Source organism: Streptomyces sp. NBC_00873 (genome assembly GCF_045207415.1).
Classification (GTDB): Bacteria; Actinomycetota; Actinomycetes; order Streptomycetales; family Streptomycetaceae; genus Streptomyces.
This window is the reverse complement of the sequence record NZ_CP108803.1, coordinates 3151207-3177397: the sequence shown is the minus strand read 5'-3', so window position 1 is coordinate 3177397 and position 26191 is coordinate 3151207. Positions and strand designations below refer to the sequence as shown.

Annotated in this window: 27 protein-coding genes; 17 read left to right on the top strand and 10 right to left on the bottom strand. The window is 68.9% G+C overall.

Going from position 1 to position 26191, the window contains the following annotated elements; translation table 11 throughout:
* Positions 1-66: 66 nt before the first annotated feature.
* From OH809_RS14180 to OH809_RS14135, 10 genes are all read left to right on the top strand, one after another.
* Complete coding sequence (locus OH809_RS14180) at positions 67-504, top strand: hypothetical protein (RefSeq protein ID WP_406422070.1); 438 nt, start codon at positions 67-69, stop codon at positions 502-504.
* Between the two features lie 225 nt (positions 505-729).
* Positions 730-1557: a F0F1 ATP synthase subunit A gene (gene atpB / locus OH809_RS14175; RefSeq protein WP_406515176.1), complete on the top strand. Its 828-nt coding sequence runs from the start codon at positions 730-732 to the stop codon at positions 1555-1557.
* Between the two features lie 66 nt (positions 1558-1623).
* Positions 1624-1875 carry an ATP synthase subunit C gene (locus OH809_RS14170; protein WP_037689279.1) on the top strand — a complete coding sequence of 84 codons (252 nt, stop codon included), beginning with the start codon at positions 1624-1626 and terminating at the stop codon, positions 1873-1875.
* A 37-nt stretch (positions 1876-1912) separates the two neighbouring features.
* Entirely contained in the window at positions 1913-2458 is a 546-nt protein-coding gene (locus OH809_RS14165; protein ID WP_406515175.1) for a F0F1 ATP synthase subunit B, read from the top strand.
* The gene (locus OH809_RS14160; RefSeq protein ID WP_406515174.1) at positions 2455-3270 is read left to right on the top strand and encodes a F0F1 ATP synthase subunit delta; all 816 of its coding nucleotides are present in this window, start codon (positions 2455-2457) and stop codon (positions 3268-3270) included. The genes OH809_RS14165 and OH809_RS14160 overlap by 4 nt, the downstream gene beginning before the upstream one ends.
* A 134-nt stretch (positions 3271-3404) precedes the next feature.
* Complete coding sequence (gene atpA / locus OH809_RS14155; protein WP_124716362.1) at positions 3405-4976, top strand: F0F1 ATP synthase subunit alpha; 1572 nt, start codon at positions 3405-3407, stop codon at positions 4974-4976.
* 3 nt (positions 4977-4979) lie between these two features.
* Positions 4980-5894, top strand: coding sequence for a F0F1 ATP synthase subunit gamma (locus tag OH809_RS14150; RefSeq protein ID WP_406515173.1), 915 nt, complete (start codon positions 4980-4982; stop codon positions 5892-5894).
* Positions 5894-7336, top strand: a complete 1443-nt coding sequence (atpD, locus tag OH809_RS14145) for a F0F1 ATP synthase subunit beta (RefSeq protein ID WP_406515172.1) — start codon at positions 5894-5896, stop codon at positions 7334-7336. Before OH809_RS14150 ends, atpD begins: the two co-directional genes overlap by 1 nt.
* 110 nt (positions 7337-7446) lie before the next feature.
* Positions 7447-7821 (top strand): F0F1 ATP synthase subunit epsilon, encoded by a 375-nt coding sequence (locus tag OH809_RS14140; RefSeq protein ID WP_406422075.1) that lies wholly within the window; start codon positions 7447-7449, stop codon positions 7819-7821.
* Between the two features lie 143 nt (positions 7822-7964).
* Positions 7965-8411, top strand: a complete 447-nt coding sequence (locus OH809_RS14135; RefSeq protein ID WP_406422076.1) for a DUF2550 domain-containing protein — start codon at positions 7965-7967, stop codon at positions 8409-8411.
* 214 nt (positions 8412-8625) lie between these two features.
* Here the strand turns inward: OH809_RS14135 and OH809_RS14130 are convergent, their stop codons facing one another.
* The 3 genes from OH809_RS14130 to OH809_RS14120 all read right to left on the bottom strand — a co-directional run bounded on the left by OH809_RS14130 (position 8626) and on the right by OH809_RS14120 (position 12519).
* Complete coding sequence (locus OH809_RS14130) at positions 8626-10506, bottom strand: glycosyl hydrolase family 18 protein (RefSeq protein WP_406515171.1); 1881 nt, start codon at positions 10504-10506, stop codon at positions 8626-8628.
* 169 nt (positions 10507-10675) lie between these two features.
* A complete protein-coding gene (locus OH809_RS14125) occupies positions 10676-11326 on the bottom strand; it encodes a response regulator (protein WP_406515170.1) in 651 nt (216 codons plus the stop codon).
* On the bottom strand, positions 11323-12519 hold the full coding sequence (locus tag OH809_RS14120; RefSeq protein WP_406515169.1) for a sensor histidine kinase: 1197 nt from the start codon (positions 12517-12519) through the stop codon (positions 11323-11325). The genes OH809_RS14125 and OH809_RS14120 overlap by 4 nt, the downstream gene beginning before the upstream one ends.
* Before the next feature lie 151 nt (positions 12520-12670).
* On the opposite strand from OH809_RS14120, the gene OH809_RS14115 reads away from it, so the two are divergent.
* Entirely contained in the window at positions 12671-13213 is a 543-nt protein-coding gene (locus tag OH809_RS14115; protein ID WP_406515168.1) for a hypothetical protein, read from the top strand.
* 57 nt (positions 13214-13270) lie between these two features.
* Here OH809_RS14115 and OH809_RS14110 read toward each other — a convergent pair whose 3' ends face one another.
* Complete coding sequence (locus tag OH809_RS14110) at positions 13271-13843, bottom strand: cob(I)yrinic acid a,c-diamide adenosyltransferase (RefSeq protein ID WP_266981430.1); 573 nt, start codon at positions 13841-13843, stop codon at positions 13271-13273.
* A gap of 287 nt (positions 13844-14130) precedes the next feature.
* On the opposite strand from OH809_RS14110, the gene OH809_RS14105 reads away from it, so the two are divergent.
* The 4 genes from OH809_RS14105 to OH809_RS14090 all read left to right on the top strand — a co-directional run bounded on the left by OH809_RS14105 (position 14131) and on the right by OH809_RS14090 (position 19040).
* The gene (locus OH809_RS14105) at positions 14131-14772 is read left to right on the top strand and encodes a TetR/AcrR family transcriptional regulator (RefSeq protein ID WP_406422081.1); all 642 of its coding nucleotides are present in this window, start codon (positions 14131-14133) and stop codon (positions 14770-14772) included.
* 173 nt (positions 14773-14945) lie between these two features.
* Complete coding sequence (locus OH809_RS14100; protein ID WP_406422082.1) at positions 14946-15794, top strand: 3-hydroxyacyl-CoA dehydrogenase family protein; 849 nt, start codon at positions 14946-14948, stop codon at positions 15792-15794.
* Positions 15795-16030: 236 nt separating this feature from the next.
* Positions 16031-16354 (top strand): STAS domain-containing protein, encoded by a 324-nt coding sequence (locus OH809_RS14095; RefSeq protein ID WP_266981423.1) that lies wholly within the window; start codon positions 16031-16033, stop codon positions 16352-16354.
* Between the two features lie 211 nt (positions 16355-16565).
* Entirely contained in the window at positions 16566-19040 is a 2475-nt protein-coding gene (locus OH809_RS14090; protein WP_406515167.1) for an ATP-binding protein, read from the top strand.
* Positions 19041-19119: 79 nt separating this feature from the next.
* On the opposite strand, the gene nucS is transcribed toward OH809_RS14090, so the two are convergent.
* Positions 19120-19791: an endonuclease NucS gene (nucS, locus tag OH809_RS14085; protein ID WP_030971518.1), complete on the bottom strand. Its 672-nt coding sequence runs from the start codon at positions 19789-19791 to the stop codon at positions 19120-19122.
* Positions 19792-20062: 271 nt separating this feature from the next.
* Here nucS and OH809_RS14080 point away from each other — a divergent pair, with 271 nt between their 5' ends.
* The gene (locus OH809_RS14080) at positions 20063-20455 is read left to right on the top strand and encodes an SCO5389 family protein (RefSeq protein ID WP_358857428.1); all 393 of its coding nucleotides are present in this window, start codon (positions 20063-20065) and stop codon (positions 20453-20455) included.
* Positions 20456-20532: 77 nt separating this feature from the next.
* Here OH809_RS14080 and OH809_RS14075 read toward each other — a convergent pair whose 3' ends face one another.
* Positions 20533-21585 carry an LLM class flavin-dependent oxidoreductase gene (locus OH809_RS14075; RefSeq protein ID WP_406422084.1) on the bottom strand — a complete coding sequence of 351 codons (1053 nt, stop codon included), beginning with the start codon at positions 21583-21585 and terminating at the stop codon, positions 20533-20535.
* 198 nt (positions 21586-21783) lie between these two features.
* Here OH809_RS14075 and OH809_RS14070 point away from each other — a divergent pair, with 198 nt between their 5' ends.
* Complete coding sequence (locus OH809_RS14070; protein WP_406422085.1) at positions 21784-22113, top strand: ATP/GTP-binding protein; 330 nt, start codon at positions 21784-21786, stop codon at positions 22111-22113.
* 21 nt (positions 22114-22134) lie between these two features.
* On the opposite strand, the gene OH809_RS14065 is transcribed toward OH809_RS14070, so the two are convergent.
* The 4 genes from OH809_RS14065 to OH809_RS14050 form a co-directional block, all read right to left on the bottom strand.
* Positions 22135-23010 carry an ABC transporter permease subunit gene (locus OH809_RS14065; RefSeq protein WP_406422086.1) on the bottom strand — a complete coding sequence of 292 codons (876 nt, stop codon included), beginning with the start codon at positions 23008-23010 and terminating at the stop codon, positions 22135-22137.
* On the bottom strand, positions 23007-24155 hold the full coding sequence (locus OH809_RS14060; protein ID WP_406515166.1) for an ABC transporter ATP-binding protein: 1149 nt from the start codon (positions 24153-24155) through the stop codon (positions 23007-23009). Before OH809_RS14060 ends, OH809_RS14065 begins: the two co-directional genes overlap by 4 nt.
* 162 nt (positions 24156-24317) lie before the next feature.
* Positions 24318-25097 carry an ABC transporter permease subunit gene (locus OH809_RS14055; RefSeq protein WP_406515165.1) on the bottom strand — a complete coding sequence of 260 codons (780 nt, stop codon included), beginning with the start codon at positions 25095-25097 and terminating at the stop codon, positions 24318-24320.
* 5 nt (positions 25098-25102) lie between these two features.
* Positions 25103-26116 carry an ABC transporter ATP-binding protein gene (locus tag OH809_RS14050; RefSeq protein ID WP_406422089.1) on the bottom strand — a complete coding sequence of 338 codons (1014 nt, stop codon included), beginning with the start codon at positions 26114-26116 and terminating at the stop codon, positions 25103-25105.
* Positions 26117-26191: the final 75 nt, after the last annotated feature.

Below are 26191 nucleotides of genomic sequence, written 5' to 3'. Positions count from 1 at the left end.
CTCGGACCGGGCCTACGCTCGTCCATGACGACACACTGCCCACCCCCTGCAAGCGGAGCTGCCGCCATGCCGTCCAACGACGTCCGGACTCTCCTCCAGACCGCCGTACCCACCGCCGTCGCCGGTGCTGTTGCCGCCGCGATCAGTGGTGGCGTAGCCGGCGGCAAGGGAGCCCTGGGTGCGGTCGTCGCGACGGTCCTGGTGATTCTCTTCATGGGGGTCGGACTCGTGGTCCTGCAACGGACCGCCAAGTCCTTCCCGCAGCTGTTCCAGGCAATGGGGCTGATGCTCTACACGGCACAGCTCCTGCTGCTGTTCATCTTCGTCGCGGCCTTCAAGAACACCACGATGTTCAATCCGAAGGCCTTTGCGATCACGCTGGTCGCGACCACGCTCGTGTGGATCGCCGCACAGGCGCGCGCACACATGAAGGCCAAGATCCTTTACGTCGAACCCGAGTCCGACAAGGGTGACAAGCCCACGGACACGGGGTCGAAGTCGTGAAGGGTAGGGGCGGGATAAGTGCGGGTTCACGACCCTGCTATCGTCCGGTTCCAACTGCGGCACTGCGGGCGCGGGCATGTGAGCTGACGCCTGCTCGATCGCGAGGCTCAATGCCTGACTGCCGCCCACACATCCGTTACACCAGTCCAGTGCCGAACCGCGGCTGTGCGCCGCGCCGACACAACGAGGTTGCCGTACCTATGCGCCACGCTGAAGGAGCCCGCGGTGAGTGCTGACCCGACACAGGTGCTCGCCTTCGAGACCGATTGCCACATCTTCCAGAACAACGGTTGTGGTTTCCCGGCTCCCGGCCTGCACTCGTTCCTGTTCGAGCCCCTCTGGGGCAACGGGGACAGCAACTTGTACTTCAACAAGACGATGCTGCTGGCGCTGCTCGGCTCGATCATCATCGTCGGCTTCTTCTGGGCTGCTTTCGCCAGGCCGAAGATCGTCCCGGGCAAGCTGCAGATGGTGGCCGAGGCCGGCTACGACTTCGTCCGCCGAGGCGTCGTCTACGAGACGATCGGCAAGCGCGAGGGCGAGAAGTACGTCCCGCTCGTGGTCTCCCTGTTCTTCTTCGTCTGGATGATGAACCTCTGGTCCATCATTCCGGTCGCCCAGTTCCCCGTGACGGCGATCATCGCGTACCCGGCCGCGCTCGCCGCGATCGTGTACGTCCTGTGGGTCGGCCTGACCTTCAAGAAGCACGGTTTCGTCGGAGCCTTCAAGAACTTCACGGGCTACGACAAGACGCTCGGCGGGGTCCTGCCGCTCTCGATGACCATCGAGCTCTTCTCGAACCTGCTCGTCAGGCCGTTCACGCACGCCGTCCGGCTCTTTGCCAACATGTTCGCGGGCCACACTCTGCTGCTGCTCTTCACGATCGCCAGCTGGTACATGCTCAACGGCATCGGCATCGCCTACGCAGGTGTCTCGTTCGTGATGGTCATCGTGATGACCGCCTTCGAGCTCTTCATCCAGGCTGTCCAGGCGTATGTGTTCGTTCTGCTGACCTGCAGCTACATCCAGGGCGCTCTCGCCAAGGGCCACTGAGCACCCCCTCCCGAAGCACCCGGTGGCCAACCCCCACCGGACCAAGAAAGAGAAGGAAGAACCGGCATGTCTGCTCTCCAGACCCTCGCCGCCACCAGCGTCGAAATCAAGGGCAACCTCGGCTCCATCGGTTACGGCCTCGCCGCGATCGGCCCCGGCGTCGGCGTCGGCATCATCTTCGGTAACGGCACCCAGGCGCTCGCCCGTCAGCCCGAGGCTGCCGGTCTGATCCGCGCCAACCAGATTCTCGGCTTCGCCTTCTGTGAGGCGCTCGCCCTGATCGGTCTGGTCATGCCGTTCGTCTACCCGACCTCCTGACCGGTCGCGAACAGCCCATTCGACGGAAGGCACTGACGTGAACCCTCTGGTTCAGCTCGCGGCGGAAGGACCGGAAAACCCGCTCGTCCCGCCGATCCCTGAGCTCGTCATTGGCTTCATCGCCTTTGTCATCGTCTTCGGCTTCCTCGCCAAGAAGCTCCTCCCGAACATCAACAAGGTTCTGGACGAGCGCCGCGAGGCCATCGAAGGCGGTATCGAAAAGGCCGATGCGGCCCAGACCGAGGCCCAGAGCGTGCTTGAGCAGTACAAGGCTCAGCTCGCCGAGGCCCGCCACGAAGCCGCTCGTCTGCGCCAGGAGGCGCAGGAGCAGGGCGTCGTGATCCTGCAGGAGATGCGGGCGGAAGGCCAGCGGCAGCGCGAGGAGATCATCGCTGCCGGTCACGCCCAGATCGAGGCCGACCGCAAGGCTGCGGCTTCCGCGCTGCGTCAGGACGTGGGCAAGCTCGCCACCGACCTGGCCGGCAAGCTCGTCGGTGAGTCCCTCGAGGACCACGCCCGGCAGAGCGGCACCGTCGACCGTTTCCTCGACGAGCTCGAGGCGAAGGCCGAGGCTGTCCGATGAACGGCGCGAGCCGCGAGGCACTGGCTGCCGCACGTGAGCGTCTCGACGCGCTGACCGACAACACGTCGGTCGACGCGGCGAAGCTCGCCGAGGAGCTGGCCGCCGTAACGGCGCTGCTCCAGCGCGAGGTATCGCTGCGACGGGTCCTGACCGACCCGTCGCAGGTCGGCGAGGCAAAGGCCGAGCTGGCCGGACGACTGCTGCGCGGTCAGGTGGGCGGCGAGACCGTCGACCTGATCTCCGGCATGGTCCGCTCGCGCTGGTCGCAGTCGCGTGACCTGGTCGACTCGGTCGAGGAACTGGCGAGCACCGCAGACCTCACCGCCGCCCAGCGCAGCGGAGACCTCGACGACGTCGAGGACGAGCTGTTCCGGTTCGGCCGGATCGTCGCCTCCGACAAGGAGCTGCGCGCCGCGCTCACCAGCCGGTCCGCGTCCGTCGCCGCCAAGAGCGAGCTGCTGCGCAGCCTGCTCGGCGGCAAGGCACGGCCCACCACCGAGCGCCTCGTCGTGCGGCTTGTGACCCAGCCCCGGGGACGTAGCCTGGAAGCGGGACTCGAGTCCCTCTCCAAGCTTGCCGCGGAGCGCCGGGACCGCATGGTCGCCGTGGTCACCTCGGCAGTGCTGCTGAGCGATCAGCAGAAGCAGCGCCTCGGCGCCGCACTGGCGAAGATCTACGGCCGTCCGATGCACCTGAATCTCGATGTGGACCCCACGGTCCTCGGCGGGATCGCGGTGCGGGTCGGTGACGAGGTCATCAACGGCACCATCGCGGAGCGCCTCGAAGAGGCGACCCGTCGCATGGCCGGCTGACGAGCGCAGCAACAGATACAGAGCAAGACCAGCGGCCCGGTTGGGCCGTGCAGAAATTGCAGAAGATTCCTGGGGGTCGGCCCCCAGACCCCCTTAAGAAACTTCGGGCCCAACAAGGAGAGCAGGGAACCCAGATGGCGGAGCTCACGATCCGGCCGGAGGAGATCCGGGACGCGCTGGAGAACTTTGTCCAGTCGTACAAGCCGGACGCGGCCTCGCGCGAGGAGGTCGGTACGGTCAGCGTTGCCGGCGACGGCATCGCAAAGGTCGAGGGTCTTCCCTCGGCCATGGCGAACGAGCTGCTGAAGTTCGAGGACGGCACCCTCGGTCTCGCCCTCAACCTCGAGGAGCGCGAGATCGGTGCGATCGTCCTCGGCGAGTTCAGCGGCATCGAAGAGGGCCAGCCGGTGCAGCGCACCGGTGAGGTGCTCTCCGTCGGCGTCGGCGAGGGTTACCTCGGCCGCGTCGTCGACCCGCTCGGCAACCCGATCGACGGTCTCGGCGAGATCGCGACCGACAGCCGCCGCGCCCTCGAGCTGCAGGCCCCTGGCGTCATGGTCCGTAAGTCGGTGCACGAGCCGATGCAGACCGGCTACAAGGCCGTCGACGCCATGGTGCCGATCGGCCGCGGCCAGCGTCAGCTGATCATTGGTGACCGTCAGACGGGTAAGACCGCTCTGGCCGTCGACACGATCATCAACCAGCGCGACAACTGGCGCTCGGGCGACGTGAACAAGCAGGTGCGCTGCATCTACGTCGCCATCGGTCAGAAGGGTTCCACCATCGCCTCCGTGCGTGGTGCCCTGGAAGAGGCCGGCGCGCTCGAGTACACGACCATCGTCGCCGCCCCGGCGTCCGACCCGGCCGGCTTCAAGTACCTGGCGCCGTACACCGGTTCGGCCATCGGCCAGCACTGGATGTACCAGGGCAAGCACGTCCTGATCATCTTCGACGACCTCTCGAAGCAGGCCGACGCCTACCGCGCCGTGTCGCTTCTGCTGCGCCGTCCGCCGGGCCGCGAGGCCTACCCGGGCGACGTCTTCTACCTGCACTCGCGTCTGCTGGAGCGCTGCGCCAAGCTCTCCGACGAGATGGGCGCCGGTTCGATGACCGGCCTCCCGATCGTCGAGACCAAGGCGAACGACGTGTCGGCGTTCATCCCGACCAACGTCATCTCCATCACCGACGGCCAGTGCTTCCTGGAGTCCGACCTCTTCAACGCCGGTCAGCGTCCGGCCCTGAACGTCGGTATCTCGGTCTCCCGTGTCGGTGGCTCCGCCCAGCACAAGGCGATGCGCCAGGTCTCCGGCCGTCTGCGTGTCGACCTCGCCCAGTACCGCGAGCTGGAGGCGTTCGCCGCCTTCGGTTCCGACCTGGACGCGGCCTCGAAGGCGTCGCTGGAGCGCGGTAAGCGCATGGTCGAGCTGCTGAAGCAGCCGCAGTACTCCCCGTACCCGGTCGAGGAGCAGGTCGTCTCCATCTGGGCCGGCACCACCGGCAAGATGGACGACGTCCCGGTCGAGGACATCCGTCGCTTCGAGAGCGAGCTGCTGGAGTACCTGCGCCGCGAGCGCAAGGACCTCCTGACCAGCATCGCCGAGGGCGCCAAGATGTCCGACGACACGCTGCAGTCGGTTGCCGACGCGGTCGCCGCCTTCAAGCAGCAGTTCGAGACCTCGGACGGCAAGCTTCTGGGCGAGGGCTGATCGATGGGCGCTCAGCTTCGCGTTTACAAGCGCCGCATTCGCTCCGTCACCGCCACGAAGAAGATCACCAAGGCGATGGAGATGATCGCCGCTTCGCGCATCGTCAAGGCGCAGCGCCGGGTGGCGGCGTCGACGCCGTACGCGACCGAGCTCACCCGTGCGGTGACCGCGGTGGCGACCGGCTCCACCACCAAGCACCCGCTGACCACCGAGGCCGACGCTCCGGCACGGGCCGCGATCCTGCTCATCACGAGCGACCGCGGTCTGGCCGGCGGTTACTCCTCCAACGCCATCAAGGCGGCGGAGCAGCTGACCGAGCGCCTGCGCGGTGAGGGTAAGGAGGTCGTCACGTATGTGATCGGCCGCAAGGGTGTCGCCTACTACGGCTTCCGTGAGCGCAAGATCGCGGACTCGTGGACCGGCTTCACCGACAGCCCGACGTACGCGGATGCGAAGCGGGCTGCGGCCCCGCTGATCGAAGCGGTCACCCAGGAGACCGCCGAGGGCGGCGTGGACGAGCTGCACATCGTCTTCACGGAGTTCGTGTCGATGATGACGCAGAACCCGGTGGACAACCGGATGCTGCCGCTCAGCCTCGACACGACGAAGGAAGAAGAGGGCAAGGGCGAGATCCTGCCGCTCTTCGACTTCGAGCCGTCGGCGGAGGACGTCCTCGACGCCCTGCTTCCGCGGTACGTCGAGAGCCGTATCTACAACGCACTGCTGCAGGCCGCTGCTTCCGAGCACGCTGCCCGCCGCCGCGCGATGAAGTCGGCCACCGACAACGCCGGAGATCTCATCAAGAGCCTCTCCCGGCTTGCCAACGCGGCCCGCCAGGCCGAAATCACCCAGGAAATCAGCGAGATCGTCGGTGGTGCCAGTGCGCTGGCCGACGCGACCGCGGGGAGTGACAAGTAATGACGACCACAGTTGAGACGGCCGTTGCCACGGGCCGCGTCGCCCGGGTCATCGGCCCGGTCGTCGACGTGGAGTTCCCCGTCGACGCAATGCCGGAGATCTACAATGCGCTGACCGTCCAGGTGGCCGACCCGGCCGAGAACGGCAAGCTCAAGAAGCTGACGCTCGAGGTCGCCCAGCACCTCGGTGACGGCGTGGTCCGCGCGATCTCGATGCAGCCCACCGACGGTCTGGTCCGCCAGGCCCCGGTGACGAACACGGGTTCCGGCATCACGGTGCCGGTCGGCGAGATGACCAAGGGCAAGGTGTTCAACACCCTTGGTGAGATCCTGAACAAGCCCGAGGCCGAGGCCGAGGTCACCGAGCGCTGGCCGATCCACCGCAAGGCGCCCAGCTTCGACCAGCTCGAGTCGAAGACCGAGATGTTCGAGACCGGCGTCAAGGTCATCGACCTTCTCACCCCGTATGTCAAGGGTGGAAAGATCGGTCTGTTCGGTGGTGCCGGTGTCGGCAAGACCGTTCTGATCCAGGAAATGATCTACCGCGTGGCCAACAACCACGACGGTGTGTCGGTGTTCGCCGGTGTCGGCGAGCGCACCCGTGAGGGCAACGACCTCATCGAGGAAATGGCTGACTCGGGCGTCATCGACAAGACGGCGCTTGTCTTCGGTCAGATGGACGAGCCCCCGGGCACCCGTCTGCGTGTCGCGCTGGCCGGTCTGACCATGGCGGAGTACTTCCGCGATGTGCAGAAGCAGGACGTGCTCTTCTTCATCGACAACATCTTCCGGTACACCCAGGCCGGCTCCGAGGTCTCCACGCTGCTCGGCCGTATGCCGTCCGCAGTGGGTTACCAGCCGAACCTGGCCGACGAGATGGGTCTGCTGCAGGAGCGCATCACGTCGACCCGCGGTCACTCGATCACCTCGATGCAGGCGATCTACGTCCCCGCGGACGACCTGACCGACCCGGCCCCGGCGACCACCTTCGCCCACCTGGACGCGACGACCGTTCTGTCGCGTCCGATCTCGGAGAAGGGCATCTACCCGGCGGTCGACCCGCTGGACTCGACGTCCCGCATCCTGGACCCGCGCTACATCGCGGCGGACCACTACGAGGCCGCCATGCGTGTCAAGGGGATCCTCCAGAAGTACAAGGACCTCCAGGACATCATCGCGATCCTCGGTATCGACGAGCTGGGCGAGGAGGACAAGCTCGTTGTCCACCGTGCCCGTCGTGTCGAGCGCTTCCTGTCGCAGAACACCCACGTCGCCAAGCAGTTCACCGGCGTGGACGGTTCGGACGTGCCGCTCGAGGAGTCGATCGCCGCGTTCAACGCGATCTGCGACGGTGAGTACGACCACTTCCCGGAGCAGGCGTTCTTCATGTGCGGTGGCATCGAGGACCTCAAGGCCAACGCCAAGGAGCTCGGCGTCTCCTGAGCCCATGGCTCACCGAGGGGGGCGGGTGCGTCCCGTCCCCCTCACCACGCCCCGTAGAATTGACCCAACACCCGGCTCCAACGGCCGGGTGGTGACCCGAGGAGCCACTCTTGGCTGCTGAGCTGCACGTCGAGCTGGTCGCCGCGGACCGCAGTGTCTGGTCCGGCGAGGCCACCCTGGTCGTCGCGCGTACCACGTCCGGCGACATCGGCGTCATGCCCGGTCACCAGCCGCTTCTCGGTGTGCTGGAGTCGGGCCCGGTGACGATCCGTACGAGCGAGGGCTCAACCGTAATTGCGGCTGTGCACGGCGGTTTCCTCTCGTTCGCGGACAACAAGCTTTCGCTGCTGGCGGAGATCGCCGAGCTGGCGGACGAGATCGATGTCGAGCGCGCCGAGCGTGCGCTGGAGCGTGCGAAGTCGGACGCGGACGACGCCGCCGAGCGTCGCGCCGATGTGCGAATCCGCGCGGTGGCGGTGCGTTAGGCACCCCGCCGAATGTCTTTACCCTCAGCCGCGGCCCGAGCTGGAACTCTCCAGACCGTGCCGCGGCTGAGGCGATGCAGGTGCAGGTGCAGGTGCAGTCCGGGTGGTATCCGTTACTCGACGATGCGAGGAGGTCGGTGGAGATGGTCCTCGCTTTGTGGGTGTGCGGCCTGGTCGTCGTACTGGTTGCGGTGGGTCTCTTCGTCTTCGGTCTGCGCCGGCGGCTGATCCAGCGGTCCGGTGGGACCTTCGACTGCAGCGTGCGGTGGAACGTGTCGGCCGAGCCCGACATCTCGGGCAAGGGCTGGGTGTACGGCGTGGCGCGCTACAGCGGCGACCGCATCGACTGGTTCCGCGTCTTCTCGTACGCTCCCCGGCCCCGCCGGATCCTTGAGCGTTCCGCGATCGAGGTGGTCGACCGACGGCTGCCCGAGGGCGAGGAGGAGCTCGCGCTGCTCTCCGACGCCGTCGTGCTCGGCTGTCTCCTCCGGGAGACGCGCCTGGAACTGGCGATGAGCGAGGACGCCCTGACCGGTTTCCTCGCCTGGCTGGAGGCGGCTCCGCCCGGCCAGCGAGTCAATGTTGCTTGAGACGGGCCTCGCTCGAAGGGGCCCCCGGGCGATGTCCGGGACAGGGTGAACGTCGCCCGACAGCCTCTCAGGCTCATAACAGCAGGCCGGCACGGACGCCACGCACGACACGGACAGCAGCACAGCACAGCGAAAACCGGGGAGACAGGGAGCGGACCTGTCTCCCCGGCTGCTTTCCGGGGTCGTGCGCCGATCCCGAAGGGGATCGAGGGGGTTACTTCAGGCCGCTGTTGATCGCGGTCACGAGCTCACCGTTGCTGGTGTCGCCGCTGAACTCCCAGAAGAACGCGCCCCCCAGGCCCTGGCCCTTCGCCCAGGTCATCTTGGACGCGATGGTGGCCGGGGTGTCGTAGCTCCACCAGTTGGTGCCGCAGTGCGCGTACGCCGTGCCGGCGATCGTGCCGGTGGCCGGGCAGCTGGTCTTGAGGACCTTGTAGTCCTCGATGCCCGCCTCGTACGTACCGGGGGCCGCGCCGGTGGCGGTGCCGCCGGGCGCGTCCTGGGTGACGCCGGTCCAGCCGCGGCCGTAGAAGCCGATGCCCAGCAGCAGCTTCGAGGCGGGGACGCCCTTGGCCTTCAGCTTGGTGATCGCGTCGGACGCGTTGAAGCCGGCCTGCGGGATGCCGCTGTACGAGGTGAGCGGCGAGTGCGGGGCCGTCGGGCCCTTGTCCGCCCACGCGCCGAAGAAGTCGTACGTCATCACGTTGTACCAGTTCAGGGACTGGGCGGCGCCGGCGTAGTCGGCTGCGTCGATCTTGCCGCCGTCCGAGCCGTCGGCGGTGATGGCGGCCGTCACCAGGTTGTTGCTGCCGAACTTCGAGCGCAGTGCGGTGGTGATGTTCTTCAGTGCGGCCGGGCCGCTGGTGTCACAGGTCAGACCGCAGGCGTTGGGGTACTCCCAGTCGATGTCGATGCCGTCGAAGACATCGGCCCAACGGGGGTCCTCCACCAGGTCGTAGCAGGACTGGGCGAACGCGGCCGGGTTCTTCGCCGCCTCGCCGAATCCGCCGGACCAGGTCCAGCCACCGAAGGACCACAGGACCTTGATGTTCGGGTACTTCGCCTTGAGCTTGCGCAGCTGGTTGAAGCTGCCGCGCAGCGGCTGGTCCCAGGTGTCGGCGACGCCGTCGACGGACTTGTCGGCGGTGTACGCCATGTCGTAGTCGGCGTAGGCGTCACCGATCGCGCACCTGCCGCCGGTCACGTTGCCGAAGGCGTAGTTGATGTGTGTGATCTTCGCGGCGGAACCGGAGGTGTCCAGGTTCTTGACGTGGTAGTTCCGGCCGTAGACACCCCAGTCGGTGAAGTAACCGAGGTTGACCTTGCCGCCGGTGCCCGGGTCGGGGTTGCCGCCGCCACCGGTGGTGTGGACCTTGACCGCGCCGCTGACCGGACCGGTCTGGTCGGCCGTGTCACGGGCCTGGACGGTGTACGAGTAGTCGGTGCCCGCGGTGAGACCGGAGTTGGTGTACGTCGTACCGGTGACCGTGGCGACCACGGCGCCGTCGCGCAGCACGTCGTAGTTCTTGATGCCCTTGTCGTCGGTGGCTGCCGTCCAGCTCAGCTTCACCGAGGTGTCGGTGATGGAGCTCGCCGTGGGGGTCCCGGGAGCGGAGGGTGCGTCGTCGCCGGGGACGCTGCCGCCGTCACAGGAGGCACCGTTCAGTTTGCAGCCGGTGGGGGCGCCGGGACCGGCGCCGTTGAAGCCGAAGCTGACACTGGCGCCGGGGGCGACCGAACCGTTCCAGCCGGCGTTCTTGGCGGTCCAGTGGGTTCCGGAGTTGGTGACGGTGGCGTCCCAGGCGGACGTGACCGACGTGCCGGAGGGGAAGTCCCACTCGATGGTCCAGGAACTGAGCGCGGTGGCGCCGGTGTTCTTCACCGTCCACTGGCCCTCGAAGCCGGTGCCCCAGTCGGTCTTCTTGAGGTACGTGGCAGTCGCGGAGGTGGCGGCCTGGGCCGGGGCGGCCAGTCCGACCATCGCGGCGAGGAGGAGCAGCAGCGCGGTGAGGCCTGCCATCGCTCTCGTGCGGGTGGTGGTGGTTGCCGGGCCGAATCCGAATCCGGTTCGGCGTAGGGGGGTTTCGGTGTTCAACGGTGCTCCTCGGGTGAGGTCCGGACAAACGGGGGTGGTCCGCGGACTGCAAACCCTGCGCCGCCCTGAGCCCGCCTTGTCATGGCGTGCTCACCGCAGTGTGCTCGGTGAGATTAGGAAGGTCTGGACCAACCGTCAAGAGGTCTGGACCATAGATCGGTTCTCAACCTCAGATGCCCAACTCCTGTGCCAGCACCGCTGCCTGGACCCGGCTCCGCAGATCCAGCTTCCCCAGCAATCGGCTGACGTGCGTCTTCACCGTCGCCTCCGCCATCGAGAGCCGCACCGCGATCTCGGCGTTCGACAGCCCCTGGCCCAGGCACCCCAGCACCTCGCGCTCGCGTCGCGTCAGTGCGTCGAGGGCCGCAGGATCGGGTGCGCCGGCCGCTTGCGCCGGGGCGGTCCCGGCGAACTCCGCGATCAGTCGGCGCGTCACGGCCGGGGCGATCATGCCCTCGCCGCGCGCCACCGTACGTACCGCTTCGAGCAGTTCATGCGCCTCGGTGTTCTTCAGCAGAAAACCCGCGGCGCCCGCCCGCAGAGCCCCGAAGACGTACTCGTCCAGATCGAACGTCGTCAGCACCAGCACATCGGCCAGCCCCTCCGACACCACCTGCCGTGTCGCCGACACCCCGTCCAGCCGGGGCATCGACACGTCCATCAGTACCAGATCCGGGCGCAGTGCACGGGCCAGCCGCACCGCCGCCTCACCGTCCGGTGCCTCCCCGACCACCTCGACATCGGGCGCGCTGCGCAGAATCAGTACCAGCCCCGCCCGCACGGCCGACTGGTCCTCCGCCACCAGTACCCGGATCGTCATCCCTTCACCGTCCTTTCCTCGACGGGCAGTTCGGCCCGCACCCGCCATATCCTCGGCCCGTCCCCGGTGGTGACGGGACCCGCCGCGATCTCGCCGCCCAGCAGGGCGACCCGCTCCTGCATCCCGACCAGGCCTGCCCCCGACCCCGGTGCGCGCGGCCCCGGGCGGTCCCCGAGCACGCTCGTGACCTCCACCGTCAGCAGCTGTCCGGCCCGCCCGAGCCGCACCCCCACCGGGCCCGGCGCGGCATGCTTGAGCGCGTTCGTCAGCGACTCCTGGACGATCCGGTACGCGGCCAGCTCGACCGGCGTCGGCAGTGCGTCCGGCTTGGTGCGGGTGTCCTCGAGGGTGCAGGTCAGCCCGCTCGACGCGGCGACCGTGCGGGTCTGCTCGATCAGTGTGTCCAAGGCGGCCAGGGTCGGCGCGACGCTCGGCTCCGCCGCCTCGCTCCCGGTACGGAGCAGCCCGATCAGCCGCTGCATCTCGGCCAGCCCCTCGACACTGTTCTGCCGGATGACGCCGAGCGCGTCCCAGGTTGTCGAGGGCTCGTCGATGGAGAGCGCCGCGGTGGAGTGGATGGCGATCGCGGAGAGATGGTTGGCGACCATGTCGTGCAGTTCACGGGCCATCCGGGCGCGTTCGGCGGTCACCGCCTGCGCCCGGTCCATCTCGGCCAGCAGCGCCGTCTGTTCGGCGCGCAGCCGGGCGGTCTCCGCGGCGTCCCGGTGGTTCCGCACGCTGACCCCGGTGATCGCGGGCCCGAACGAGACCAGGCCGGTGACGATGCCGATGGGCAGCGCCTCGGCGCTGCGGAACCAGGCGAGGAACCCGATCGTGACGGCGACCGTGATGAGGAACGTGGTCACCGGGATCCGGCGGGCGGCGGCCGGGGACCCGTACACCACCGCCGCGTAGACAAGGTCCGTGAACATCAGCGCGGTCGCCAGATTCCCCGGCGTGAACTGATCGGCCATCAGCGTGAGCGTGCCGATGACCAGCGCCGTCTGGGGCGCCGATCTGCGCAGCAGCTCCAGCGCCGACATCACCGCGAGCGGCGGCAGCGTGGCCCACAGGGAGTCGAAGAGCCGGCCGGACTGCATATGCAGACCGACGGTCGCCAGGGACACACCGCTGAACAGCCCGATGACCGCGATGAGTACGTCGTGGCGATGCGGGCGGGCAGGAAGGAGCACCCCCCCATCCAACACGGCCGTCGCGCCGCGGACCTCTGTACCCGGAGCGAGCCGCGACTACATCGAAGGATGCAGTCGCGGCTCGTCACTGGCGATGATGAAGCGCGCAGGTGGAGCAAGCAGGATGAAGGGGACCGGGAGGAGAAGTGCCGTGATCGTCACGCTGATCGTGCTCTGCGAGATCGCTTTCTGGGTGCTGCTGGCCGCGGGACTCGCGATGCGGTACCTGGCGAAGAAGCCGAGGCTCGGGGCTGCACTGCTGCTGTGCGAGCCGCTGCTGGAGCTCGCGCTGCTGGTGGTGACGGCCATCGACCTGAAGAACGGCGCCGAGCCGGACTGGAGGCACGGACTGGCCGCGGTGTACATCGGCTTCACTGTCGGACTCGGTCACTCGACCATCACGTGGGTCGACGTCCGCGTCGCCCACCGGTTCGCAGGCGGCCCGCCGCCGGTGAAACCGCCGAAGTACGGGATGCCGAGGGCGGTCCACGAGTGGCGGGTCGCGGCGCGGTGGGTGCTCGCGGCGGTGACCGCGCTGGCGCTGCTGGAAGGGGCCATCCGGTACGTGGGCGGGGACGGGGACGTGGGGTCGCTGCGGTCCTGGCAGCAGATGATGTTCTTCGTGATCGGGATCAACCTGATCATCGCCGTGAGCTACACCGTGTTCCCGAAGCGGGCGAAGGCGGAGCGGTAGGGGGCCGGTCCCGTCCGGCCGACGTTGTCCCGCCGGACGGGCCGAAGGGACCCCGTCCTACCGCTCCCCGCCCGGTACCCACAGCACGTCGCCGACTTCCTTGTTCGCCGTCCTCGCGAGGATGAACAGGAGGTCGGAGAGGCGGTTGAGGTACGTCGCGGTCAGCGCGTTCATCACCTCGCCGTGCACCTCCAGCGCCGCCCAGGTGGACCGCTCGGCCCGCCGGACCACCGTGCACGCCTGGTGCAGCAGCGCCGCCCCCGGTGTACCGCCCGGCAGGATGAAGGACCGCAGTTTCTCCAGCTGCTCCAGGAAGTGGTCGCAGTCCGCCTCCAGCCGGTCGACGTAGTGCTGCTCGACCCGCAGCGGGGGGTACTTCGGTTCCTCGACGACCGGCGTCGACAGATCCGCACCCACGTCGAACAGGTCGTTCTGCACACGGACGAGGACCTTCACGACCTCCTCCGGCAGCTGCCCGAGCGCGATCGCCGTACCGATGACGGCATTGGCCTCATTGGTGTCGGCGTACGCCGAGATCCGCAGATCGGTCTTGGCGGTGCGGCTCATGTCACCGAGGGCGGTCGTGCCCTGGTCGCCGGTACGGGTGTAGATGCGCGTCAGATTGACCATGCGGCCGAGCCTAGTGCCCATCCCGGCAAGCTCCGCCCCGTCGCACTGCCCGGCACGCCCGCTCGCCGCGTCGGCCAAAAGCCCTGGTAGCTCCTTCCCCAAGCTCTCAGCTTCGTTCGAGCAGGGGAGGCCCCACCCAAGGACGTCCGGTTCGACGGGGACGCGTCCGGTCGCGCAGGTCCGGGCGAGCCCGGTTGCGGTGATGACTGGCATGGCACCAGAAAAACAGAGTCCATGAAAGTTTGTAATGACTCCAAAAATTAAGCCAGCGAAGCTAGGATGGCGCTGTGGCAGAGGGACTCAGGGAGCGGAAGAAGCGGCAGACCAGACAGCACCTCTCGGACGTGGCCACCGCCCTCTTCCTGGAGCGCGGCTTCGACGCGGTCACCATCGCCGAGATCGCGCAGGCCGCGGACGTCTCCGTGAACACGGTTTACAACTACTTCCCCACCAAGGAGGACCTGTTCCTCGACCGCAGCAGCGATATCGTCGGCCGCCTCTCGCGGTACGTGCGCGGCCGCGGCCGGGGCGAGTCCGCGGCCGACGCCGTCCTGCGTGAATTGCGCATCCAGGTCGAAAGCGTCTCGCCGACGGTCGGCCTGATCGAGGGGTACGAGCGCTTCATGCGGGTCGTCCACGACGCCGACAGCCTCAAGGCCCGCCTCTGGTACATCCAGCAGGACGCGCTCGTCCACCTGGAGACGACCCTGCGCGAGGAGGCAGGCGCCGGCTCCGGCGGCCCGCTGCCCCTGCTGGTGGCCGGTCAGCTCTCCTGGGTCCACTCCACCCTGCTCGGCCACATCGGCCGTGAGATGGTCGCCGGCCGCAAGCCCGCCGAGGTGTCCCGCGAAGCCCTCGTCCTCCTCGACGAGATGGAGGACGTGCTCGGGGACAAGGTGCTCAACTACGCGCGACGCGCTGCCGAATGACGCGTCCCGATGTGATGTCCGTCATGTGAGACGTGACGCGCATCTCTTCGCCGCCCCAGCGCGCCTCACGGGTACTAATCTCCGCCGGAGAGCATGTGAACAACCGTTAAGAATCCGTCCGGACCGTCGTCGCGGACGACGGCCGTCGGGGCCGAACACAAAGGGGTGCGAACGTGGCCAGGAAGCTCGCAGTCATCGGGGCCGGACTCATGGGGTCCGGTATCGCGCAGGTCTCCGCCCAGGCGGGCTGGGACGTCGTGCTGCGTGATGTCACCGACGCGGCCCTGACCCGTGGTCGCGACGGCATCAAGGCCTCGTACGACAAGTTCGTCTCCAAGGGGAAGCTGGAGGCGGCCGACGCCGGCGCCGCGCTGGCCCGCATCACCACGACCACCGATCTCGACGCCGTCGCCGACGCGGACGTCGTCGTCGAGGCCGTCTTCGAGAAGCTCGAGGTCAAGCACGAGATCTTCCGGGCCCTCGACAAGATCGTGCGGGACGACGCCGTCCTCGCCTCCAACACCTCCGCCATCCCGATCACCAAGATCGCGGCTGTCACGGAACGCCCGGAGCGCGTCGTCGGCGTGCACTTCTTCTCACCGGTCCCGATGATGCAACTCTGCGAGCTCGTACGCGGCTACAAGACCAGCGATGAAGCCCTCGCCACCGCACGTGAGTTCGCCGAGTCCGTCGGCAAGACCTGCATTGTGGTCAACCGTGACGTCGCCGGCTTCGTCACCACCCGGCTGATCTCGGCGCTCGTCGTCGAGGCCGCCAAGCTGTACGAGTCGGGTGTTGCCTCGGCCGAGGACATCGACATCGCCTGCAAGCTGGGCTTCGGCCACGCCATGGGCCCCCTCGCGACGGCGGACCTGACCGGCATCGACATCCTGCTGCACGCCACGTCCAACATCTACACCGAGTCGCAGGACGAGAAGTTCGCGGCACCGGAGCTGATGCGCCGGATGGTCGATGCAGGTGACATCGGCCGCAAGAGCGGGCAGGGCTTCTACACCTACTGATCGCTTTCGGCCCCCGGGTGCCTGATCTGCCGTCGATCAGGCCCGGGGGAGCCGGGGGAGGCTCCCGGCTGCGGTGGACCTTCAGCGGGCCGATGTCACTCCACGGAGTGAATTCGGTATCGGTTCGCTTACAGACGGCAACTTCCCTGTGGCCGGCACAGTCAGTTGTGGCAGAGACGGAGCAGGGGCAGGAACAGACAGACGGACCGTCCATGGAGTATTCCCGGGGAGCGCATATGCACATCAGGGGCGACCACACCGAGCTGGTCGTCGGGGGCCGCCTCGACGTCCGGAGCGCGGCGGACGCCCGTACGGTCCTGCACTCCGCCCTCGACGACGGAGTCGGCGACCTGGTGCTCGACCTGACCGAGCTGGACTCCTGGGACGCCACCGGACTGGGCGTCATCATGGGCGCACACCGGAGGGCCGGGCGGGCCGGGCGGCGGCTGGTGCTCCGCGGAGTGCCGCCGCAGATGCAGCGCCTGCTGGTGGCGACCCGGCTGCACCGCATTCTGGCCATCGAGGGTGGAATCGCCGCAGACTCCCTGCCGCGGGTGTAGAGGGCGTCCATCCGAACACGCACAATCCTCACGAGACCGTGACGTCCTGGGCGGCGTGGCACCCCGATGGTTTGTAGCTACTGCGCGAAGGTCTAGGGTTCGGCCGTCCCCCGAATGACGGAACCCATGGGCGGACACCGGACCAGAAGCGACAGCGGTGCGTGCGAGGCCGGGAGGGGCAACCGCGCGACGCGTCTGGGGGACTTTGGCGATGGACCCGATACACCGGGGGCCGGAAGATTTCGGCCGTGACAATGACGGCTACGGCGAGGAAAGCGGACGGCGAACGCAGCCCCGCGCGCCGCTGACCAGCGATTTCGGTCAGCAGTCGATGCAGCGGGCGCGTGTCGTGCAGGTCGTCTCCGGCGACTTCCTGCTCACCGTCAACCCGGTCGACGGCAGCGAGGTCGAGCTCTGCCCGCCGGGGGAGCAGCCCCCCGTGCCGGTCCGCCGTACCGCCGCCGAGCGCACCGACCGCGAGCGTGCCGCCGCACCGCCCGTACCACCGGGTCCGCCTGCCCCCCAACTGCCGCTCCTGGAGCGCCAGGAGGAGCGCGAGCGGCTGGTGCGTCTGCTGGCGCGCGGCCGCTCGGTACGGCTCACGGGGCCGGCCGGATCCGGTCGCACGGCGCTGCTGAGCGCCGTCGCCGCCGACTGCGCGGACCTCGCGCCGGACGGAGTCGTCCGGCTCTCCGGCCTCAAGCGCACCGTCACGGACCTGCTGTACGGACTCTTCGAGGCCGTCTACGACGCACCGCTGCTCCGCCCCGACCGCGCCGTACTTCTCGAAATGCTCCGGTCCATCGGCGCCGTCGTCGTCCTCGACGACCTGGAGTTCGGCGGGGCCGCGCTGGACGAGCTGCTCGACGCGACGCCCGAGTGCGCCTTCCTGTTCGCCACGACCCCCGACGTCCCGGCGCCCACCGCCGACGCGCACCTCGAAGAGGTCTTCCTCGCAGGACTGGGCCGCAGCGCCTCCGTCGCGCTGCTGGAAGAGGTCGCCGAGCGGCCGCTCACCGACGACGAGGCGAACTGGGCGGGTGACCTCTGGTTCGAGTCCGAGGGGCTGCCGCTGCGCTTCGTCCAGGCGGGCGCCCTGCTGCGCCGGCGCGACATGCTGCGCACCGACCCGACCGCCTACGACGAGCAGGGCTACGTCGAGGGCCGGCCCGTCGACGACGTCTTCGCGAAGGGCGCCGACGCCGAAGGGCAGGACGCACCGCTGCCCAGCCTCGGCGAGGGCGCGGCACCCGCCGCACTGCTCGCCTCCCGGCTGAGCGGCCCGGCACGCGACACCCTGCACTTCGCGGTCGCGCTCGGCGGCGAGGTGCCGCACCAGGCGCATCTGCCGGCGCTCGTGGGGGACACCCACGCCGATGCCGCGCTCGGTGAGCTGGCCGGCTGCGGACTGCTCTCCCCGGCCGGTTCCCGCTACCGGTTGGCCCCCGGAGTCGTCGCCCAGCTGGAGGCCGCCGGATACGGCGAGGACGCGGACGACCGTGCCCGCACCGCCGCCCAGCACTACGCCTGGTGGGCCGGGCACTCCTCGGTCACCGCCGCTCGCGCGGTCGCCGAGGCCGACGCGATCGTCGCGGCCATGACCCGGCTGGTCCCCGGCGACGGGGCCGGACAGGCCAGCGCTGCCGTGCTGCTGGCCCGCAGTGCCGCCCCCGCCCTCGCGGCCGGGCTGCACTGGAGCGGCTGGGAGAAGACCCTGCGGCTGGGCCAGGAGGCCGCCAGGATCGCCGGTGAGGTCGCGGAGGAGGCCTACTTCCATCACGAGTTGGGCGTCCTCGCGCTCTGCAACGGGAATCCGGACCGGGCCAGGGCCGAACTGGAGACCTCGATCAGCATGCGCGGCGCGCTCGCCGACAAGTCCGGGGCGGTGGCCGGACGCCGGGCACTCGCCCTGGTCGCGGACCGCTCCGGCACGTTGCCCGGCGGCCGCACACCGGTGGGCGAGGAGGTGCCGGCCGCGCGGTACGACGAGTCGGCGTCCCCGCCCGGCGGCATACCCGCGGCCGGGCCGATGGTGCTGCCATGGATGTCCGAGGACGACACCGCGCTGATATCCCGGGCCCCGGCATCCGGCACCGATGGATTCGGCGGCCGCAAGGCGGTGCTGGGCGGCGCCCGGCGCAATCTGGTCGCGGCGGGCGCGGGCGTCCTGCTGGCCGCGGTGCTCGGCACCGTGGTGACGCTCGGCATGATGCCCAGCAGCGACGCCCAGGACGGCGGAAGCGTCTCGACCGAGCAGTCGGCGGGCGAGGACGACAGCGAGAACGGGCTCCCGGCCGACGAGCCGGCGGACGACTCGACACCGGGCGGGGCCTCGTCGAGCGGCTCGCCTTCGACGCCGGGACCGTCTGGCAGCCAAGTCTCCCCGAGCGGCAGCGGTGCACCGTCCTCGGAGTCGAGCGGGCCGAGCGACAGCCCGAGTTCGGGCCGGCCGGCGAGCGGGAGGCCCAGCTCCCCGGGCACGCCCACCAAGTCGCCGACCGACACATCCACGAAGACGCCGACCAAGACGGCCACTCCGACCCCGACGGAGACGGAGACGACCGGCTCCCCCACCCCGGCCGAGACCCCGACGGACACGACATCCCCGGGCGCCTCCGACTCGGCGAGCGGCCCGTCCACGACGGCGAGCGCGTCCGGCAGCTCTCCGGAACCGGTCGTGGCCTGAGCGGACGTCCGCGGAGACGTGGAAGGCCCCGGACCCGCGCAGCGCGGGTCCGGGGCCTTCCGTGGTGCGGAGGTCGTGGTCAGAACAGGCGGAGCTTGTCGTCCTCGATGCCGCGCATGGCGTCGTAGTCGAGCACCACGCAGCCGATTCCGCGGTCCGTCGCCAGCACCCGGGCCTGCGGCTTGATCTCCTGCGCCGCAAAGATGCCCTTCACAGGGGCGAGGTGGGGATCGCGGTTGAGCAGCTCCAGATAGCGGGTCAGCTGCTCCACGCCGTCGATGTCACCGCGGCGCTTCAGCTCCACGGCCACGGTCTTCCCGTCCGCGTCCCGGCACAGGATGTCGACCGGGCCGATGGCGGTGGGGTACTCGCGGCGGATCAGGGTGTAGCCCTCGCCGAGGATCTCGATCCGGTCGGCGAGGAGCTCCTGCAGGTGCGCTTCCACGCCGTCCTTGATGAGGCCCGGATCGACGCCCAGTTCGTGCGAGGAGTCGTGGAGGATCTCCTCCATCGTGATGATCAGTTTTTCGCCCGCTTTGTTCACCACGGTCCAGACGCCTTCGGTGTCGTCGGCGCCCTCCTTCAGCGTGCAGGGCGGTGACATCCAGTTGAGGGGTTTGTACGCCCTGTCGTCGGCATGGATGGAGACGCTCCCGTCCGCCTTCACCAGGATGAGACGGGGAGCGGAGGGCAGGTGGGCCGTGAGCCGGCCCGCGTAGTCCACGGAGCAGCGGGCGATGACGAGACGCATGGTCGGCAACGCTACTCGACGACGGGTGCCCGGCGCGATTCTCCCTCCGCCGCCCCACCGCCACCGCCCACCACAGCGCCTCAGGACCTCGGGCTTGCCCCTCTTTGCGCACCTTCGTTATTGGCCGGTTGTGTTCCCAATCTCCTGGTGCGGCCCGGACTGCGCCCTTACCGTGGAAGCAGGAGGTCGCCGTGCATGTACGCTGCGTCGCCGTCCTCCTTCCCTGCCCGTAAGGCCCCGGCCGTCCGCCGGGGTCGCGAGAGGAGAACCCATGTCGCTCGACGTCTCACCGGCGCTGTTGGAACAGGCCGAGCGAGGCGAGGTCGACGAAGCCGACTTCGTCGACTGCGTCCGGACCTCCCTGCCCTACGCATGGGAGATGATCAGCTCTCTGGTGGCCCAGCTGAAGGTCGACGGCGGAGATTTCGCCGACAACCAGACGCCCCCGCCGGACGAGCAGGCACGTGGTCAGCTGCTGCGTGCGCTCGCGAGTGATGCGATACGCGGTGCGCTGCAGCGGCACTTCGGGGTGCGCCTGGCATTCCAGAACTGCCACCGCGTCGCGGTGTTCCCGCTGGACGCCTCGGTCGACGAGCGGCTGGCCCGATTCACCTCGGTGAGGGGTCAGTTGCTCAACCAGTCGCCCGAACTACGGGACTGCTGAACGCTTCTGCTGCCGTTCCGGGCCGCGGGAGGTGCAACTGGCTCCGGGGCGGCAGCTCCCCGTACTCCTACGGGTGTTCATGTCAGTAGTGGCAGTACCTCGGTGCCCAGCCGCGCTACGTTCTCCTCCGTGGCCGCCAGATCTCCCGAACCCTCCACCAGGAGCGCGAACCTGGTGATGCCTGTCCGCTCGGCGGTCGCGGCGAGCCGGTCGGCGGCGAGCCGGGGCGGGCCCACCGGATGAAGGCCGCAGAGCAACTCCGTATAGGCGACCGGGTCGCGCATCACGCGGTGCCTGCCGTCGACCGTCACATGGGCGTCCAGTCCCTGTCGCAGCCACCCCGGCATCGCCTTCGCGAGTGTCTCCACGGCCTCCGCGGACCGGTCCGCGATCTGGGCGACGCCCGCGGAGACATGGCCCGCTTCCCGGACACTCTCGGGCGACCGGCCCGCGGCGAGCGCGGTGGAGGCCCACAGGGCGACCATCTCGGCCTTCTCCTCGTCGCCGCAGTGCATTCCGAGGAGCATCGGCAGGCCGTTCTCGGCGGCGAGTCTCACGCTCTTCGGCGACGTGCACGCGACGATCACCTCGGGGCCACCCGGCCCTTGGGCGCCTTTCCCGTCGTTCCCGTCGAGCAGCTCGTCGGCCCGGGGGACCACCGCGACCTCACGGAAGCCGAATCGCTCCCCGTTGCCCGCCACGCGTGGTTTGCGCAGCCAGTCGAGCAGCAGGTCCAACGACTCCGGGAAGCCCTTCTCGTACGCCTCCAGGCCCCCTCCGAACACCTCCAGGTCCACCCAGGGCCCGCCCCGTCCCACACCGAGGGAGAACCTGCCCCCGCTGGTGAGTTGGAGCAGCGCGGCCTGTTCACCGAGCGCCACCGGATGCTGGTTCGGCAGCACGCTGACCGCCGTACCGACCCGGATCCTGCGGGTGCGGCCGAGCAGCAGCGCGGCCAGCGTGACGGCGGACGGGCAGACCCCGTACGGCACGAAATGATGTTCTGCCAGCCAGACCGAATCGAGCCCGGATTCCTCTGCGACCTCGGTGGACCGGATCGCGCGATGCAGCGCTTCCCCCGGCCCCTGCCCCGGAAACTGGGCTGCCAGTACGAACGTTCCCACGCGCATCGCCGATTACCTCCTTGTGGCCGACGCGGCTCTCCCCTACTGGCAACAACGTCTGACACGTGCCAAAGGCACGGTCCGCGGCGAAGTTGTTGCGATTTTCCGGTAACCCGTCCTGTCCCGGGCCGTACCGGACGCCTGCCCCGGCCGAATGGCCCTACGCTTGACGGGAACTGCCCAGCCTGCCCCGTGAGGTGTCACGTGTCCCCGCGCCGTAACCGTCCCCGAGGCGGCGAGAGTCCCACCGACAGCGCAAGCGTGTCGGGGGAGCGCTACGGCGGGGGCGGGCGCGCCGAGGAGTGGCAGGGCGAGCAGTGGTCGGTGCGCCCGGTGAGCGGCGCGAGCGCGGCGGGCAAGCGGTACCGCTGCCCCGGCTGCGACCAGGAGATCCCGTCCGGCGTACCGCACCTCGTCGCCTGGTCCGAGTACGGCGGGATCGACGACCGCAGGCACTGGCACAAGGCGTGCTGGAACGCGAAGGACCGCCGCACCACAAGGGTGCAGCGGTCCAGGAACGCGCCGCGCTACTGAGCTCTGCCGGCCGGTGACCGGTCAGGCGTCGCGCCGGTCCAGCGACACATAGGCGCCGGCCATGGCCACGGCCGTGACGCCCAGCATGATCCACAGCGGCTCCCAGCCGGACGGCCCCGACGCGGAGACCGAGGCGTCGTACAGCCCGCCGAGCTGGCTGGGGATCGAGTAGTTGAACAGGGCCTGCTGCACGTCGGCGAGCGACGGCGAGAACATGAACATGGCCAGCACGAGCGGCAGCAGTACCACCGCGATCATGATCGTGATCGCGCCGGCGGAGTGCCGGATGAGGGCGCCGACCGCGAGCGACAGCAGTCCCAGGGTCGCGATGTAGAGACCGACGCCGACCGTGGCGCGCAGCCAGTCGTCACCGCTGGCGGTACCGCCGTCCACGAGGGCCGTCTGCAGCGCGGCGACGAGCGTGGTCATCACGGTCGTGATGGTGAAGGTGAGCAGGAAGAAGACGATCGCCTTCGCGCTCAGCACCCGGGCGCGGCTGGGGCAGGCCGTCAGCGTCGTACGGATCATGCCGGTGCCGTACTCGGTGGCGAGGGTCATCACGCCGAGCGTGATCACACAGATCGAACCGAGAAGCACCCCGAAGAAGCCGAGGCTGAGCACCGTGGCGGAGCCGATCTCGGAGCCGGACATGTTGACGGCGGCGGCCGACAGCAGTCCGATGCCGAGCAGCAGCACGATCATGACGCCGAGCGTCCACATCGTGGAGCGCACGGAGCGGATCTTGGTCCACTCGGAGGCGAGTGCGTCGGCGAGGGTGGCGCGGCGCTGCGGGATCGGCGAGGTGTACAGATCGGTGGGCGCGGGCGCCCAGTTCTGCTGCGGGTACTGCTGCGCCTGCTGCTGGTACGGCGCCTGCGGAGTCGGCGGCGTTGTCATCGGGCGTCCTCGCTGGTGTCGTGCTTGGTCAGGTCTGCGGGGCCGGCTGCGGGCGCGGCGGGTGCGGTCGTGGGCACGGCCGGGGCGGCCACGGGCGGTGCCGTGTACGGGTTCTGTCCGGGCGGCGGCGGGGCGTACCAGCCCTGCTGCGGTACCTCAGGGACGGTCGGCGGCGGCGGTGCGTATCCGCCGCCCGGCACGGGCTGCTGCAGCCCGGCCTTCTGGTCCACTGTTGAGCGGTAGTCCACGGCGCCCTGCGTCATCCGCATGTACGCCTCCTCCAGCGAGGCCTGGTGCGGTGAGAGCTCCCACAGCCGCACATCCGCTCCGTGCGCCAGGTCACTGATCCGCGGCAGCTGCAGTCCGGTGACCCGCAGGGCCCCACCCGGCTCCGACATGACCTGGCCGCCCGCCTCGGTGAGCGCGGCGGTCAGCTTCTCCCGCTGCTCGGGCTGCGCATCCGGGACCCGTACCCGCGCGAAATCGGCCGAGTTGGCGGAGATGAAGTCCGTGACGCTCATATCGGCGAGCAGCTGCCCGCGCCCGATCACGATCAGATGATCGGCGGTGAGCGCCATCTCGCTCATCAGATGGCTGGAAACGAAGACCGTACGGCCCTCGGACGCCAGCAAGCGCATCAGATTGCGGACCCAGAGAATGCCCTCCGGGTCGAGACCGTTGACGGGCTCGTCGAAGAGCAGCACCTGCGGGTCGCCCAGCAGCGCCGCCGCGATCCCGAGCCGCTGCCCCATGCCGAGCGAGAAGCCCTTGGACCGCTTCCTGGCGACGTCCTGCAGGCCCACGACGCCGAGCACCTCGTCGACCCGGGCGGCCGGGATACCCGCGAGCTGCGCCAGCGAGAGCAGGTGGTTACGGGCGCTGCGGCCTCCGTGTACCGCCTTGGCATCCAGCAGCGCACCCACCTGGCGCGGCGCGTTCGGCAGGCTGCGGAAGGGACGCCCGCCGATCGTCACATGGCCGGAGGTCGGCCGGTCCAGGCCGAGCATCATGCGCATCGTGGTGGACTTGCCCGACCCGTTGGGACCGAGGAATCCGGTGACGGCGCCGGGCCGCACCTGGAAGGAAAGGTTGTACACGGCTGTCTTCGCGCCGTAGCGCTTGCTCAGGCCGACTGCCTCGATCATGCTCCAGCCCCATCGACTTATCTGTCGTCGGGGCCCAGGCCGTCCGGCCGCACGCCCCCCGTAAGAGTTAGGAGGATATCCGGGCTTTGACGGTTCCGGCCAAGCCGTTACCAGGGCGCGCCGCCCTCGTGACGGACGCCGCCCCGCAATTGCCGGCCGGTTTTATGCGTCCCGCTTCTTGAGCACGAGGTACCCGCCGATCAGCGCGGCCACCACCCATGCGGCCAGAATGCCGAGCCCGCCCCACGGCCCGTACGGCGCCGGTTCGCTGTTCATGGCGGCCGGAACCACCTGCATGATCTTGGATCCCGCCTGATCGGGGAAGTAACGGGCCACGTTCTTGGTGCCCGGGACCGCCGACAGGATCTGCGAGACGAGGAAGAAGAACGGCATCAGGATGCCGAGCGACAGCATCGAGCTGCGCAGCATCGTCGCCACGCCCATGGAGAAGATCGCGATCAGCCCCATGTAGATGCCGCCGCCGAAGACCGCGCGCAGGACATTGTCCGCACCGATGTCCGTGCGATGGTCGCCGAGGAGGGCCTGGCCGAGGAAGAACGTGGCGAAGCTGGTGACCAGCCCGACCACCAGCGACAGCACACCGGCCACCAGGATCTTGCTGAAGAGGAACGAACCGCGCTGCGGCACGGCCGCCAGCGAAGTACGGATCATGCCGGAGCTGTACTCCGTGCTGACCACCAGGACACCGAAGACGACCATCGCGAGCTGACCGAGGACCAACCCGGAGAAACTGAGCAGGGCCGGGTCGAAGGTGGCCTGCTCCGCCAAGGGGAGTTCGTCGAACTGGGAGTTCATCAGCGCGCACAGTGCCGCGCTCATCGCCACGGTGACGGCGAACGCGGAGACCAGGGTCCAGGTGGTCGAGGAGACCGTACGGATCTTGGTCCACTCGGAGTTCAGCAGCGCGGGTACCGATGCCATCGTCGTCACGCCCCCTTTCCGGGGCCGGAGGTGCCGGACGTGAAGCTGTCGCGCTGCTGGTTCCACTGCTCGCCCCACTGGGGGCCCGCGGGCGGTGGCGGCCACCCGGCGTGGTCCGCATGGGCGTGGTACTCCACGGAGTCCGCCGTCATCTGCATGAACGCCTCCTCCAGCGAGGCCCGCTGGGAGCTCAGCTCATGCAGCACGATCTGGTGCTGCGCGGCCAGCTCGCCGAGCTGTTCGCCGGTGGCGCCGTCGATCTCGAGCACGCCGCTACCCGATTCGACCGCGACGATGCCCGCCTCGTGCAGCACATCGCGCAGCCGTTCCTGCTGCGGGGAGCGCATCCGCACATAACTGCGCGAGTTCTGGTGGATGAAATCGGCCATCGAGGTGTCGGCGAGCAGCCGGCCCTGGCCGATGACGATCAAATGGTCCGCTGTGAGTGCCATTTCGCTCATCAGGTGCGAGGAGACGAAGATCGTCCGGCCTTCCGCCGCGAGCGTCTTCATCAGATTGCGGATCCAGTGAATTCCCTCGGGGTCCAGACCGTTGACGGGTTCGTCGAACATCAGGATCTCGGGATCACCGAGCAGCGCGGCCGCGATCCCGAGCCGCTGGCCCATTCCGAGGGAGAACGACTTGGACTTCTTCTTCGCCACCGCGCTCAGGCCGACGGTGTCGAGGACTTCCGGGACGCGGCTCTCCGGAATGCGATTGCTCTGCGCGAGACAGAGCAGATTGTTGTACGCGCTGCGTCCTCCGTGCATCGACTTGACGTCGAGCAGCGCACCGATGTGCCTCAGGGGCTCCGCCAGCTCACGGTAGTGCCTGCCGTCGATCCGCACCGATCCGCTGGTCGGGTTGTCGAGATCGAGCATCATCCGCATCGTGGTGGACTTGCCCGCCCCGTTCGGGCCCAGAAAACCTGTCACCATTCCAGGTCTGACCTGGCATGAAAGGTGGTCGACGGCAACCTTGTTGCCGAAGCGCTTGGTGAGGTCATCAAGCTCGATCATGCGTTCACGCTAGAACGGCCACGCGCCCGGCGCCACCACAAGGGCGGAACCGGGCGCGCAAAGGGTACAGCTGAG

What these genes read in the sequence shown, in the direction of transcription:
- atpA (WP_124716362.1), top strand. Translation starts at nt 3,405, where the DNA reads ATGGCGGAGCTCACGATCCGGCCGGAGGAGATCCGGGACGCGCTGGAG.
- OH809_RS14125 (WP_406515170.1), bottom strand. Translation starts at nt 11,326, where the DNA reads ATGACGATCCGGGTACTGGTGGCGGAGGACCAGTCGGCCGTGCGGGCG.
- OH809_RS14110 (WP_266981430.1), bottom strand. Translation starts at nt 13,843, where the DNA reads ATGGTCAATCTGACGCGCATCTACACCCGTACCGGCGACCAGGGCACG.
- atpD (WP_406515172.1), top strand. Translation starts at nt 5,894, where the DNA reads ATGACGACCACAGTTGAGACGGCCGTTGCCACGGGCCGCGTCGCCCGG.
- OH809_RS14090 (WP_406515167.1), top strand. Translation starts at nt 16,566, where the DNA reads ATGGACCCGATACACCGGGGGCCGGAAGATTTCGGCCGTGACAATGAC.
- OH809_RS14050 (WP_406422089.1), bottom strand. Translation starts at nt 26,116, where the DNA reads ATGATCGAGCTTGATGACCTCACCAAGCGCTTCGGCAACAAGGTTGCC.
- OH809_RS14065 (WP_406422086.1), bottom strand. Translation starts at nt 23,010, where the DNA reads ATGACAACGCCGCCGACTCCGCAGGCGCCGTACCAGCAGCAGGCGCAG.
- OH809_RS14160 (WP_406515174.1), top strand. Translation starts at nt 2,455, where the DNA reads ATGAACGGCGCGAGCCGCGAGGCACTGGCTGCCGCACGTGAGCGTCTC.
- OH809_RS14060 (WP_406515166.1), bottom strand. Translation starts at nt 24,155, where the DNA reads ATGATCGAGGCAGTCGGCCTGAGCAAGCGCTACGGCGCGAAGACAGCC.
- nucS (WP_030971518.1), bottom strand. Translation starts at nt 19,791, where the DNA reads ATGCGTCTCGTCATCGCCCGCTGCTCCGTGGACTACGCGGGCCGGCTC.
- OH809_RS14170 (WP_037689279.1), top strand. Translation starts at nt 1,624, where the DNA reads ATGTCTGCTCTCCAGACCCTCGCCGCCACCAGCGTCGAAATCAAGGGC.
- OH809_RS14135 (WP_406422076.1), top strand. Translation starts at nt 7,965, where the DNA reads ATGGTCCTCGCTTTGTGGGTGTGCGGCCTGGTCGTCGTACTGGTTGCG.
- OH809_RS14180 (WP_406422070.1), top strand. Translation starts at nt 67, where the DNA reads ATGCCGTCCAACGACGTCCGGACTCTCCTCCAGACCGCCGTACCCACC.
- OH809_RS14075 (WP_406422084.1), bottom strand. Translation starts at nt 21,585, where the DNA reads ATGCGCGTGGGAACGTTCGTACTGGCAGCCCAGTTTCCGGGGCAGGGG.
- OH809_RS14150 (WP_406515173.1), top strand. Translation starts at nt 4,980, where the DNA reads ATGGGCGCTCAGCTTCGCGTTTACAAGCGCCGCATTCGCTCCGTCACC.
- OH809_RS14080 (WP_358857428.1), top strand. Translation starts at nt 20,063, where the DNA reads ATGTCGCTCGACGTCTCACCGGCGCTGTTGGAACAGGCCGAGCGAGGC.
- OH809_RS14055 (WP_406515165.1), bottom strand. Translation starts at nt 25,097, where the DNA reads ATGGCATCGGTACCCGCGCTGCTGAACTCCGAGTGGACCAAGATCCGT.
- OH809_RS14095 (WP_266981423.1), top strand. Translation starts at nt 16,031, where the DNA reads ATGCACATCAGGGGCGACCACACCGAGCTGGTCGTCGGGGGCCGCCTC.